This window comes from Winogradskyella marincola, assembly GCF_029624125.1.
Lineage (GTDB): Bacteria > Bacteroidota > Bacteroidia > Flavobacteriales > Flavobacteriaceae > Winogradskyella > Winogradskyella marincola.
In genome coordinates, this window is sequence record NZ_JARSBN010000007.1 from 65753 (window position 1) to 79302 (window position 13550).

At 32.7% G+C, this 13550-nt stretch carries 14 protein-coding genes; 7 read left to right on the forward strand and 7 right to left on the reverse strand.

Annotation, left to right across the window (positions count from 1 at the left end; all coding sequences use genetic code 11):
* Window positions 1-4: 4 nt before the first annotated feature.
* Window positions 5-1972 (reverse strand): DNA primase, encoded by a 1968-nt coding sequence (gene dnaG, locus P7122_RS12725; protein WP_278006184.1) that lies wholly within the window; start codon window positions 1970-1972, stop codon window positions 5-7.
* Window positions 1973-2267: 295 nt separating this feature from the next.
* Between dnaG and P7122_RS12730 the strand changes: the two genes are divergently transcribed.
* The 7 genes from P7122_RS12730 (at window position 2268) to P7122_RS12760 (ending at window position 7719) form a co-directional block, all read left to right on the forward strand.
* Window positions 2268-2849, forward strand: a complete 582-nt coding sequence (locus tag P7122_RS12730) for a hypothetical protein (protein WP_278006185.1) — start codon at window positions 2268-2270, stop codon at window positions 2847-2849.
* Between the two features lie 169 nt (window positions 2850-3018).
* Entirely contained in the window at window positions 3019-3420 is a 402-nt protein-coding gene (locus P7122_RS12735; RefSeq protein ID WP_278006186.1) for a hypothetical protein, read from the forward strand.
* 413 nt (window positions 3421-3833) lie between these two features.
* Entirely contained in the window at window positions 3834-4157 is a 324-nt protein-coding gene (locus tag P7122_RS12740) for a hypothetical protein (protein WP_278006187.1), read from the forward strand.
* A 147-nt stretch (window positions 4158-4304) separates the two neighbouring features.
* Window positions 4305-5324: a serine hydrolase domain-containing protein gene (locus P7122_RS12745; RefSeq protein WP_278006188.1), complete on the forward strand. Its 1020-nt coding sequence runs from the start codon at window positions 4305-4307 to the stop codon at window positions 5322-5324.
* A gap of 57 nt (window positions 5325-5381) precedes the next feature.
* Complete coding sequence (locus P7122_RS12750; RefSeq protein ID WP_278006189.1) at window positions 5382-6062, forward strand: DUF6624 domain-containing protein; 681 nt, start codon at window positions 5382-5384, stop codon at window positions 6060-6062.
* 208 nt (window positions 6063-6270) lie between these two features.
* Window positions 6271-6687, forward strand: a complete 417-nt coding sequence (locus P7122_RS12755) for a carboxypeptidase-like regulatory domain-containing protein (protein WP_278006190.1) — start codon at window positions 6271-6273, stop codon at window positions 6685-6687.
* 9 nt (window positions 6688-6696) lie between these two features.
* Window positions 6697-7719, forward strand: coding sequence for a transglutaminase domain-containing protein (locus P7122_RS12760; protein ID WP_278006191.1), 1023 nt, complete (start codon window positions 6697-6699; stop codon window positions 7717-7719).
* On the opposite strand, the gene P7122_RS12765 is transcribed toward P7122_RS12760, so the two are convergent.
* The 6 genes from P7122_RS12765 to P7122_RS12790 all read right to left on the reverse strand — a co-directional run bounded on the left by P7122_RS12765 (window position 7720) and on the right by P7122_RS12790 (window position 13484).
* The gene (locus P7122_RS12765; protein ID WP_278006192.1) at window positions 7720-8559 is read right to left on the reverse strand and encodes a pseudouridine synthase; all 840 of its coding nucleotides are present in this window, start codon (window positions 8557-8559) and stop codon (window positions 7720-7722) included. It lies immediately after the preceding gene.
* A gap of 113 nt (window positions 8560-8672) precedes the next feature.
* Window positions 8673-9575, reverse strand: a complete 903-nt coding sequence (locus P7122_RS12770; protein WP_278006193.1) for a geranylgeranylglycerol-phosphate geranylgeranyltransferase — start codon at window positions 9573-9575, stop codon at window positions 8673-8675.
* A 69-nt stretch (window positions 9576-9644) separates the two neighbouring features.
* Complete coding sequence (locus tag P7122_RS12775; RefSeq protein WP_278006194.1) at window positions 9645-10574, reverse strand: mevalonate kinase family protein; 930 nt, start codon at window positions 10572-10574, stop codon at window positions 9645-9647.
* A gap of 76 nt (window positions 10575-10650) precedes the next feature.
* Window positions 10651-11730, reverse strand: coding sequence for a diphosphomevalonate decarboxylase (mvaD, locus tag P7122_RS12780; RefSeq protein ID WP_278006195.1), 1080 nt, complete (start codon window positions 11728-11730; stop codon window positions 10651-10653).
* Between the two features lie 3 nt (window positions 11731-11733).
* A complete protein-coding gene (locus tag P7122_RS12785; protein WP_278006196.1) occupies window positions 11734-12270 on the reverse strand; it encodes a DUF1697 domain-containing protein in 537 nt (178 codons plus the stop codon).
* Entirely contained in the window at window positions 12270-13484 is a 1215-nt protein-coding gene (locus P7122_RS12790; protein WP_278006197.1) for a BaiN/RdsA family NAD(P)/FAD-dependent oxidoreductase, read from the reverse strand. The genes P7122_RS12785 and P7122_RS12790 overlap by 1 nt, the downstream gene beginning before the upstream one ends.
* Window positions 13485-13550 lie beyond the last annotated feature (66 nt).

The window sequence follows — 13550 nt, forward strand, 5'->3', positions numbered from 1 at the left end:
TAAACTAGCCACCAACAACCTTACCCAACTTTCTAGACAACAACATCTTAAGACCTAAATAGTCTTTTACATCTTCCATTACAGAACGTATATCTGCATTTGGCCTTAAAGTCTCGTTTTTATATTCTGCTACTTTCTGATCTATAAGATAACAACGTAGACTCAGTATCGTTTGGCTTACCAACTGCGCAACAGAATGCTCCTTTTCCTTAGGTACTATATTATTTCTATGCCAATCGTGTAGATTATATTTTTCATCCTCCATTAAAATACTTGTTACCTCTGTAGCGTATTTTTGGTCTAGTTGATTTATAAAATCCTTGGTTGAAAAATCTTCTTCCTGGTTTAGCCTATCTATTATTGAGTAATATAATTCTTTAAAGTTCTCATTAGAAAACATCATTTCGTCCTCCTGAAGATCTAAATATATTTTTTCGAAAACACGAGCCTCATGTATAGCTGGCTCCAAAATTAAATCTCCTGACCCTTCATCTTCTTTTAAGATTAAATCTTCAAACTGTTCTGTTCTATCACCATAAAGCATTAAGATTTCTATAATCTTTCGCTCTAATTCGTACTGAACATCAATCTTTCGTTTTTGTTGCTGTTCACTTTTTACAACTTCAAACGCTTTTTGTTCTTGCTTATACTGCCTATTGTTTTCCTTAACATCCTTTTTGTTGATTTGTGCCAAGGTACTAAACAGCACGTTTTCGCTAATATCCATTATAGAAGCACATTCTCTAATGTATATTTCGCGTTTTATAGCATCAGGAATTTTTGCAATACTATTTACAATATCCCTTATAGTTTCGGCCTTTTTTATAGGATCGTTATTAGCATCTTTTACTAAAAGCGATGCTTTAAACTGTATAAAATCCTTTGCGTTTTCATTAAGATATTCGGTAAGTTCCTCTAAAGTATTTGACTTTGCAAAACTATCAGGATCTTCACCATCTGGAAAAGTACAAACCTTAACATTCATACCTTGCTCCAAAATTAAATCTACACCTCTAATAGAAGCTCTCATACCTGCAGCATCACCATCAAAAAGCACCGTAATATTGTTGGTAAGTCTATTAATTAGCCTTATTTGTTCTGAGGTTAACGCTGTACCAGAAGACGAGACTACATTTTTTACACCTGTTTGATAAAACTGAATAACGTCTGTATAACCTTCTACCAAAAAGCAATTGTCTTCTTTTGCTATAGTTTTCTTTGCAAAAAACAAACCGTAAAGCACCTTACTTTTGTGATAAATATCACTCTCTGGCGAGTTAAGATATTTTGCTGCTTTTTTATCATTTGTTAGGATTCTTCCACCAAAACCAAGAACTCTCCCACTCATACTATGAATAGGAAACATTACACGGCCTTTAAACCTATCAAAACGTCTCTCATCCTTAACAATTGTAAGCCCTGTTTTTTCTAAAAACTCTAACTTATAACCCTTACCCAATGCATCATCAGTAAAGGCTTGCCACTCATCTAACGAGTATCCTAATTGAAACTTTTTAATGGTATCTTCTGTAAAGCCACGTTCTTTAAAATAGCTTTTTCCAATGGCTTGTCCTTGGTCTGTTTTTTGTAAAACTTTTTGAAAATACTCATTAGCATACTCACTAACCAGGTACAAACTTTCTTTAGCGTTTAACTGTTCTTTCTCTTCATCTGTACGCTCAGTTTCTTCTATATCTATATTATACTTTTTTGCTAAGTACCTTATAGCCTCAGGATAGGTAAAATGCTCGTGCTCCATTAAAAAAGTAATAGCATTACCTCCTTTTCCTGTTGAGAAATCTTTCCAGATTTGTTTTACAGGAGATACCATAAAACTTGGTGTACGCTCTTCGCTAAACGGACTAAGACCTTTATAGTTGCTACCTGCTTTTTTTAATTGCACAAAATCACCAATAACCTCCTCTACACGAGCAGTTTCAAATACTTGAGATATAGAATTTTGTGAAATCATAATACTTCCTGTAAAAACAGGATTCTTTTTAGTTTTTCAAATTTTTAAATGTCATACCCAAAAAAACACTCAGATATGGTCTGTATGTCACGCAGCAAAGACAAGCGTGTAAAATTAAGATAATCTATTTGTTTTAAAAATAACTAACGGAAAGTTATTTAGGATTGATGATGACAAAATGAAGCATTAACTTCTCTAATCGCCAGATTAAGAGAGGATAATTATTATATTTATTGGCATGTAACGAGTTGTAAGTAATTTAAAAACAAAACGGAAACAAGAACTAATTAAGAAAATGACACCTGATTATCTGAAAATAATAATAGATTCTTTCCCTGAAAATCTAAAATCAGATGTTACAAAAGTTTTCAGCATCATTCCTTTAGAAAGTAAATACAAATTTGATTTAATAAGTTCTGATTTTTATAACGTAAAAGTTAGCGAAGAAATATTAAAAGTCCCAGTAAGAATTTATTTTGACGAACCAAAGCCACAAAATGAAAACCAACTGACCGAAATACAGAAAGATATTTTAAATTGTTTTTTTACCAGACATCATAATGGATTTATAAGAGAAAAAAGGTTAAATGAATTATCTGAAAAACCAGAAAAATGGAAAACACCTTTTTTAGTTCAATTATTGGGAGAATACGTTTATGAATTATTCCCGATTATTGACAAAAAAGTGAATAATAACACGTTGGATTTTTATAAAGAATTCAAAAATGAAAACCCAAAATATTGGCAACAAACAGAAAGTCGAATAGCAAGTTATTGGAATAAATATTACAGATATAAATTTCCGAAATTAAAAGACTATTTAGGAATTGAAATTATTAACCGAATAAAAAAAACGAACGCACAACAACAGCTATAATCCATTGATAGTAAAGGCTTACTCACGAAAATTCCGCTGAAATTTTATATCTGTGATTATTTACTAACTTTATTACTTAAACACGTAATGAAACCATCAACTAACACAATTATCCCATATGAGAATATTATTGATTGTCCTATTAGTCATTCTCTCCCTTAATTCATGTATGGAAGTACAAAGCAAAGAATTGGAATTAAATGAACGAATAACTGAACTCGAAAAAATGAATAAAACCTTGTCAGACTCGTTGAACAAAATACTGAAAAGCAGAATTTACAACACACAACTTATTGCAATACCTGAAAAAAAAGAGGTAATTCTAGGCGTACCAAATAAATTAAATGTATTAATGCATACATCTAGCCCATATCCTAATTATCAGGTATATCGAATTAAAGAAAATGATGTAAAAGAGCTTCTAAAAGAAAATCTTAGCGAACCAAGCTTTGACATAGAATTTACCCCTAAAACTAACGAAAGAACCTCTTTAAATTATTCAGTAGTAATTGACTTAAACGGAAATAAAATTGAAATACCAAGTCAAATTTCTTATGACCCAGAAAAATAAAACTGCTTACAACAATGTATAACCGCAATTACGGCGGATTCGACTTCGTCCGAATCCACTCGGAATTGCTAACATCAAGGCCAAACCGAAAATCAACGCATATTAACCCGTAACTGACGGTTATACGAGACCATTGCTATTCATTGCGGTGATGCACTCAAAATCTGAAAATTAATTAATGAGATACTTAAAAATAACCTTCGTTAGAATTGTATTGAGTTTTTTTGCTGCTAATATGGTAATGGAACTAATAATCGCCAATACAAATCGCGAATCTGTTCCAGTCATCGTTACTATTATTTTTATGGCTCTTTTTTATTTCGGACTAACTCTTTATGTAAATAATCGAAGATAAATCTGAAAAGGAATCTCTAGCATTATTACTCAATAAGAATCGAATAACAAAACGAGAAATGAAAATCGGAAAACATTTATCCCTAATTTCAATATTAATCACATCATTTTTTATAATCAAAAAAGCATTTTTAGATTTAGAAACTTATAGAATAATAACGACTGAATTGGAATCTGGGAATGGTGATATGCAACCGACTTTAGTAGCAGGTGGAATTAAAGTTGCTCTACTCTATTTAATCCCAATGTTAATATCATTAATATTGAGTATAATTGGAATGAAAAGAAAAAATAGATTCTATAAAATTGGACTGATTTTAAATATAATAACGATTGTTTATCTGATAATTCCATTAGGCCTGATTTTGTCGACTCAATTCTGAAAACACTGAATCGGAATTGAACAAAACAAACAACTCATCAAGACAATTCAACAATTCAGAGTTATAAAATTCTTACTCTTAGTATATTAATGGAAATTTGCAACTGTAAAATACAAGTAGTCTGTTCTACTAATAGCAAATGACATCATGAAAAAAAACATATTTAGAGTCGTCTTGTTGGTTGGTACTGTAATTTCATTATTCTATGTGCCATGGATTTTGGTTTGGGCTTGGATTTTACCCTTACCAAACACCATACAAGAACAAGTAGACGAAACCTTATCTCATGGTTTTGAAGGCATGATTGTTTATGTTGACCAAGCAGGAAAACCTCCTGCATTTTATACTGGTGGCTGGAAAGACAGAGAAAACAAAACACCTGCAAACCCTAAGTCGTTATTTAAAATTGCAAGCATAAGCAAACTCTACACTGCAGTTTCTATTGCTAAACTCGCCAAAGCCAATGAATTGTCATTAGATGATACACTTGCAGATTACTTTCCGGAATTGGTTGGTAGAATTGAAAACGTTGAGACCATTACTCTAAAAATGATGGTACAGCATCGTAGTGGTATTCCAAATTTTACTGATAATCCTGCTTACTGGGAAGACGAACAAGAAAATGGTAAAAGAGCACTTGATTTTGCTTTAGATTTGCCAGCAAGTTTTAAACCAGATCAAGGTTACGAATATTCCAACACTAACTATCTTTTACTTCGTAAAATTATAGATAAGGTTTTAGGCTATAGCCACGAACAGTACATCAAAGACACCATATTGCGTCCACTCCATCTTAATCATACGTTTTTTTCTCTTAAAGAAGTTAACTTAGACGATGTAATGAGTGGCTATTATATTGGTATAGACCAAGATTTTAAAACCAATGAATATGGCATGTTGGCTACCGCAGAAGATGTTGGCACGTTCTTACGCGCTCTAAACGATGGTTCTGTGTTTAATGAAGGTGAGAGAGACATCTATGCGTCTATTTATGAGTTTGAACATGGTGGATTGGTACCTGGTTACCAAAGCCTTGCCGAATATCACGAAAATATAGATACTGTGGTTGTACAATTTCTAAACACAACTGACTTTAATGGCTACGAATGGAATTTATCAGAGATTTCGATTAATCGTATTGTTAAGATCATTAAGAACCAAAAATAAAGTGTATGTAGAATCTTTTAATCGTTGCATACAAACCAAAAAAATTAATATTAACCAATGAAATATATTTTAATACTCAGTCTAGTACTAGCAATGAGTTGCTCCAGTAAAACCAAGTCTGAAACTACATCAACAAAAACGGAAAATCAAGAAAATTTAATCGCAGTTTTAGACACTATCTGGAAAGCGGAACAACTACCAATTAGAAAAAGAGATTCTCTTATGAAACTATATGGTGCAGAATCGGAGTTAGTGAAAGAACAACAAGCCAACTATAAAAAAAATCATAGCATCAATGAAAAAAAAGTGAAGGATATTCTAGACACTTATGGATGGCCAACCAAAGAAATGTCCGGTGGCGAGCAAGGTAATTGGACGATATGCAATGTTATACAACACTCAGACAATGCAGTTAGAATACAGTATCTTCCAATGATGAAACAAGCTGTAAAAGATAAAAAATTAGAGCCTCGATTTTTAGTTAGAGCAGAAGACAGAATAGCAACAGAAAGAGGTAATTTACAAATCTATGGCGGACAAATGAAGTACTATCCAGAAACCAAGAGCTTTAATCTTTGGCCTGTTTTTGATCCAGAAAATATAGATAAAAGAAGAACTGAAATTGGGCTCGATTCAATAGCGATATTTCTAAAAAATAGATTTAATTTTGAATGGAATCTTGAAGAGCAAAAAAAGCGGACAGAAGCGTTTTTAAAAGAACATAATAAACAAAAATGACGAAATGCTAATAATGGCTAAAAGTAATTGCTTGGTCTAGCCTTCTTCTGAAAATCCTCGCAACTACTCATAGCCGAGACCGTTGTGTGCAACTCAAACTCCCTCACCACAACCAACACTTTACTCAACCAAAGGCATCATTAACTCACACGTATTTTATATCTTTAACCAAACGCTTTAGTTTAGAGGTAAACAAAACCTAGATATTATGAAAACACAAACAGCTACACAGAACAAAGCATTCAAAACTTTTGGTTTTGCATTGGTTTTAATGATGACATTATTTTCGTTTAACACCACTTTTGCCCAAACTAAAGAAGCTACGCAAGAACGTACCATAAAAGGGCTAGTATCTAACGAAGATGGCCCTTTACCTGGCGCAAACATTACATTAGATGGCACCAGAGTTGGCGCAGTAACAGACGATGATGGTAAGTTTACGTTTCCAAAAAAACTTAAAACCGGAGATGTATTGGTCTTTAGCTACCTTGGTTACGAAACCCAAAAGGTATCCATTACAGACAAAACAAGCTTTATTACTTTAGAACTTACACCAGACATGGTAGAAATGATTGGTGCTGTTGACACCAATAAGCCTTACAAATCTAAACGCAAAAAGAATTAAATTTAAGCTTTGCAAAAGACAGCTTTATTACTAGTACTGCTTTTTTTAAGTTTATGTGAACTTAATGCTCAAATCTCAGATTTTGACCATATAAATTTTAAAAAAGCAGATAGTATTGCCTTAAGTTTAAAAGGCGAAAACCTCACAAATCTACCTGAACTTTCTTACAAGCTTACAAGCAATCTTAAAACAGACGCAGAGCGTTTTAGAGCTATTTACAGATGGGTTTGCGATAATATCGCTAATGATTACACGCTTTACCTTAGAAACAGTCGACAACGACAGCGTTTTAAAAAAGACAGCTTAAAACTTACTGCTTGGAATACAAAGTTTAGGACCAAACTCTTCAACAGGTTACTAAAAAGAAAACAAACCATATGCACAGGATATGCTTATTTGGTAAAAACTTTAGCTGACTTTGCTAATATCGACTGTAAAATTGTGCAAGGATATGGACGTGTTAGCACTACAAATATTGAAACTCTAGATTTGCCAAACCACTCTTGGAATGCCGTAAACCTTAATAACAAATGGTATCTGTGCGATCCTACTTGGGCAAGTGGTATTCCTAGTCCTAAAACCAATAAATTTATTTTTCAGTATAATGATGGTTTCTTTTTGGCTAACCCAAAACTATTTGCTGTAAACCACTTTCCTGTTGATAAACAATGGTGGCTTTTATATGGTAGTGATATTCCTTCTTTTGAGACTTTTTTAAGCTCTCCTATTCTTTATGGTAACGCATACAAAAAACTAGAACTACACAATGCGCCTCAGCAGATGCATCATAATATAAAACCTTTAGAAAAAGTGATTTTTAAGTATCAGCTAAAGGATAACACCAAAACCCAAAACATTAAGCTTGGGTTTGATAATGGTTTTAGCACATGGAAAAATCAGCCAACTTCGATTTCTATAAATGATAAATCTTTGGAGGTAGAACACCAGTTTACTCAAACTGGCTTTTATGATGTGCATCTCTATATAGATGATGATTTAATTTCTACATATACTGTAGAAGTTAAGAAATGATTAAAGCATTTTTAGCGTGTTGATTTCTTGCTCTGTAAGATGTTTCCAATGACCTCTAGGAATATCTTTTTTGGTTAAATGCCCAATAGCAACACAATCTATCTTTACCAAGTCGTATTTTAAAGTTTCAAAAATGGTTCTTAGTATTGAGTTTCCGGTGTTTTTAATCTTTATACCTATGTTATTCTTTGACTCACCTTCGATATAGCTTATATCTTCAACAGTAATTAAATTACCGTCTATATTAAAGCCTTCTTTAATCTTCTTTAAGTCTTCAAACTTTAAGTTTTTATTTAATTCTACCTGAAACAATCGAGCAACACCATTTTTAGAATTGGTAAATTTTTGAACTACTTTTTCATCGTTAGTAAACAATAAAAGCCCAAGAGAATTTCTTCCTAAACGACCTATTGGTCTAATATTAGCACTCGTTGCATTTGCAACTAAGTCCATAACCGTTCTTCCCTTACCTTCTGCTGTTGTAGTTGCAAAACCTTTAGGTTTATTAAGTAATACATAGACTTTTGGCTCTGGCGCAATACGCTGACCATCAAAACGCACATCATCTTCGCGCTTTACTTTATAACCCATTTCTGTAACCACTTTTCCGTTTACGGTTACCAAACCAATGGCTATATTTTCATCAGCTTCTCTTCGCGAACATATACCAGAGTTCGCTATATATTTATTTAAACGTATTTCATCTGAATTAGATGTCGTTTTTGGTTTTGCTTTCTTTTTGAAAGGAGCATTACCTCGCGCTAAACTTTTTGATTTGCGGTTAGCTTGTCCTCTTCCCGAAGTATTTCCTCTTCCTTTGCTATCTTGATGTCTGCTCATATTAATTTGTTTTTCACCTGCATTAAAGCTTTGATGAATTTTGATGCAAAGGTATAACAATAGTTTATATCAACTATTAATTTCTATAGTTGTTTATACTTAGAATGAAAAGATTATAATCTATTTAAAACCACAGAGACATCAATAAGCAAAATAGAGAATACACCTGCTACTATGATAAATTTTAAAATATTATGAAGAATGAGGTAGTGTGTTTTGTTATTAGACCTCCAAAGAATTAACAAGAAAAAGAAGAGCAAAATCACACTTAAATAAAAGAAATAATACATGTAACCAATCTTAAAAAACAGAATAAGTGCAATACCAGAAATGATTGTTAGAAAAGCTAAAACAGTAAGCATTACTTTAGAAGTACGCTCACCATACACCACAGGAACTGTCTTATAGTTTAAAGCTAAATCACCTTTTATATTCTCTAAATCTTTGGTTAATTCTCGCATGGACACCAATAAAAATAAAAATATGGCGTGCGCAAAAATGACCAATTCAAAATTTTGATAATAGATAAAAATCACAAAAAATGGTGTTACAGTAAGGATTGCAGACACCAAATTCCCAGTCATTGGTTGTTTTTTGAACCTGTGTGAATACAACCATATACCAAAAATGTAAAACGCAAAGAATACAACAGCACTAAAGGACACGTAACTTGCAAAAACTACTGCTAAGAAATTCAATACAAAATAAAAGGACAACTTTGTATTTTGGCTTACCAAACGATCTAGCATTGTTTTTCTTGGCCTGTTGATTAAGTCTTTTTCGGAATCGTAGAAATTATTAATAATGTAACCTGCTGCTATGGTTGCAGATGAGGCTAAAACCAGCATTAGCAAATTAACATCAAACAACACCTTTTTTAATGGCTTATCGTGAGCAAAAATGTAAACTGATGCCAGATATTGCGCAATAACTACAACTAAAATATTGTAGCCACGTACTACCGAAAACAGGCTGAAGAATTTTAACAGAATATGTTTCTGCTTTCTGTTTAGCATAAAAATTAGAATTAAAAAAACCTCACAAATTACAGGAATCTGTGAGGTTTAAATGTAATATTTTTAGTTCTAAAAGTTGTAAACAACTTCTAATTTCTGACCTTTCAAAGCTGCTTTAGCTTTTTCTATATCTTCTGTAAAACCTAAGATGTAGCCACCACCTCCAGAGCCACAAAGCTTTAGATAGTAGTCATTAGTTTCGATACCTTTTTTCCAAAGTTCATGAAATTGATTAGGTATCATAGGCTTAAAATTATTTAATACAATTTTAGAAAGCTGCTTTGTGTTTCTAAACAAAGACTTGATATCTCCTTTTAAGAAATCATCTACACAAGCATCTGTATGTTTTATAAACTGCTCTTTTAGCATACTACGGAAGCCTTCGCTTTTCATGTTTTCCATAAAAATACTAACCATTGGTGCAGTTTCTCCAACAATACCACTATCTAATAAAAACACAGCTCCTTTACCTTCTGTACTTTGAGATGGTATGCCTGTTGCCTCAATATTATCTTTAGATTTGATTAAAATTGGTAGACTTAAGTAGCTATTTAGAGGATCTAAACCTGAAGATTTTCCATGAAAAAACGATTCCATTTCAGAAAAAATAGCTTTTAACTTTAATAGTTTTTCTCGTGTTAAGTTTTCTAAAACCGTAATCTTTTCTGTAGCATACTTGTCATAAATCGCTGCTACCAATGCACCACTACTCCCTACTCCATAGCCTTGAGGAATGGATGAATCGAAGTACATACCTGCTTCTACATCTGTCTTTAGTTTATCTATATCAAAAGACACTAAATCTTTATCTAAATTTGCTAAATAAGAAGCAAAACGTTTTAAACTTTCATTAGATTTTACAGCCTCTTCAGATGGATTTTCATCAACCTTTAAAGCTCCATTGTAAAAATTATAAGGTATAGATAAACCCTTAGAATCTTTAATGATTCCATACTCACCGAAGAGTAAAATTTTTGAGTAGAAAAGAGGTCCTTTCATAATGGTATTAAACGATTTCTTTAACAAATATACGGATTAATCCGCTATATGGTTTGCTGTCAAGCCCTAAGCAGTGTTATTTTTTAATTAACTGTGCGCCTTTACCTACAACATCTGTAATAAAATGCCCATTTTGGCAAAATACAGTCAGTTCTTTTTTTATAAAATTTAGCACACTTTCTTTTTCATTTTCAGGATATAACACATGCACGTTAGCACCTGCATCTAAAGTAAAACATACATTAGAATTATTTTCTTCTCTATGCTTCCAGATTTTATTAATTATCTCTAACGTATTAGGCTTCATTAAAATAAAGTAAGGCATACTCGTCATCATCATTGCATGAAGCGTTAAAGCCTCACTCTCAACAATTTCTACAAAGCTTTGCAAATCACCAGAAGCTAAAACGGCTTTAAGTTTTGCTAAATTTTCATGTGCTTGCGCAAAACGTTGCTGAGCAAAAGGATGACCATACATTAATTTATGACCAACTGTACTGCTCACTTGTTTTTCGCCCTTATCAACTAAAAGTATAGTATCTTGATAATTATTGAAGTTAGAATGTACTTCGCCATCAAATTTAATTCCATATAAATCTGAACTTTCTGCACTCTCATTTTGTCCCCAAACTACCAACTCTCCTTCGATACTTCTACAAGCACTACCAGAGCCTAATCTGGCTAAAAACGATGCTTTTTTGTTGAAATATTCTGAAGTGTAATCAGTACCTAAATCTACCTCAACACTCATTAAACATAATGCCAACGCACTCATACCTGAAGCAGAAGATGCAATACCAGAACTGTGAGGAAAGGTGTTAGAAGTTTCTATCTTAAAATGATAATCTCTTAAAAAAGGTACGTACGCTTCTATACGCTCAAAAAAAGTTTGAATTTTTGGTTTGAAGGCTTCGTTTTGCTTTCCTTCAAAATACACATCAAAACTAAAATCTTTAGTTTCTTTTTTAGTGTAAGTAAGCTTTGTAATGGTCTTACAGTTAGATAGTGTAAAGCTTATTGATGGGTTTTCTGGAATTTGATTTTCCTTTTTTCCCCAATATTTTATTAATGCAATATTACTTGGTGATTCCCATTTTACTGAGCCACTTTCTACACTTGAATTATAATTTTTAAGGATAAAATCTTCAGCCTTCATTTTTTAATTTTCTGCCGACAAAGATAGTAACTTTAGCATAGTTTTATAGTTTCTTGCTGTGGCATTGACTTTTAGTTTTTTCTCAAAATAGTTGAGACTGAATTTTGCATTGCCATAACCCTTGTCTGAATAGAAATAAAGACCGTCATTTATAATTTTATATTCCTCGTGTTCATAGACTTTTTCGTAAGCTACCTCAACTAAATCTTCTTGCGGAACATGAGATAATATGGCAAAATAACTGTTGCTTTTTTGGTCTTCGGAAAACGGACAATCGTCAAATATTTTTTGTAATTGTTGTCTGGTTCTTACCATTACTGAAACTTCAAAACCAAAATGAGTTTCAATAGATTTTCTTATTCCATTTTCTAACTGCGTAAATGGTATTTCTTTTGTTTGAAAGATTACATTACCGCTTTGTATGTATGTTTTAACATTAGAAAATCCAATCTTAGTTAGCAAATCTCTTAACTCTGCCATTGGCACTTTTCTATGTCCACCAACGTTGATGCCTCTTAATAATGCGATGTAAGTTTTCATTATTCTGCTATTGATTGCGACACAATGTAAGCACCTGTCCAAGCATTCTGAAAATTAAACCCTCCTGTTACTGCATCTACATTAATAACTTCTCCTGCAAAAAATAAATTGGGTATTAACTTACTTTCAAACGTTTTAAAGTTCACTTCTTTTAAGTCTACTCCTCCTGCTGTAACAAATTCTTCTTTAAAGGTACTTTTGCCTGTTACCTGAAAAACGGCTTGTGTTAACTGCATTGCCAGAGCATTCAGTTGCTCTTTATTGAGATCTGCCCAACGTTCGTTTTCAGAGATATGAGATGCTACAACTAATTTCCTCCACAGTCGTTTTGGTAAATCGAACTGCGCAGTGCCAAAAATCTGTTTCTTAGCTAAATCTTGTTTTAAATCTTTTAGTTGATCTATACAATCTTCAAAATCTTGCTTTATAAAATTAATTTCAATCTTAAAATTATAATTAAGCTTTGCTAACTCCACAGCTCCATAAGCCGATAATTTTAAAATCGCTGGCGCGCTCATACCTACATGAGTTATAAGCAAAGGGCCTTCAGAAAAAAGATCGGTATCTAAAACCTTTACTTCTACATTTTGCGCCACAACTCCTGGTATATCTTTTATGCGTTTATCTTTTATATCAAAGGTGAATAACGAAGGTACTGGCGGAATTATGGAATGTCCTAAATCTTCTAAAAGATTCCAGACTTTAGGGTTGCTTCCTGTTGCCAAAACTATTTTTTTGGCTTCAACATCTCCTTGAGATGTAGTAACTGTAAATCTATTATCAACTGGTTTTATTGACTTTACAGAATAATTATATAAAACCTCAACCTTATGTTTTTTAGCTTCAAACAAAAAGCAATCTATAATAGTCTGAGATGAATTTGAGACCGGAAACATCCTACCATCCTCTTCTATCTTTAATTCTACTCCACGCTCTTCAAACCATGCAATAGTATCTCCTGTCATAAAAGTATGAAAAGGTCCAAGCAATTCCTTTTCGCCTCTTGGATAATTTTGCACCAACTCTGATGGTATAAACTCTGCATGTGTAACATTGCAACGTCCACCTCCAGAAATCTTCACCTTTTGCAGACCTTCTTTACCACGCTCTAAAATAGCAACGGATAATTCGGGATGTTTTTCTGCTATGTTAATTGCAGCAAAAAATCCTGCTGCTCCTCCACCTATAACAATTATGTCTTTTTGTACTTGCAAAACTTTGATTTAACGAGATTTTATGAGTAAATCTTTGTTATTAACAACTTCAATAGCTATTCTTAA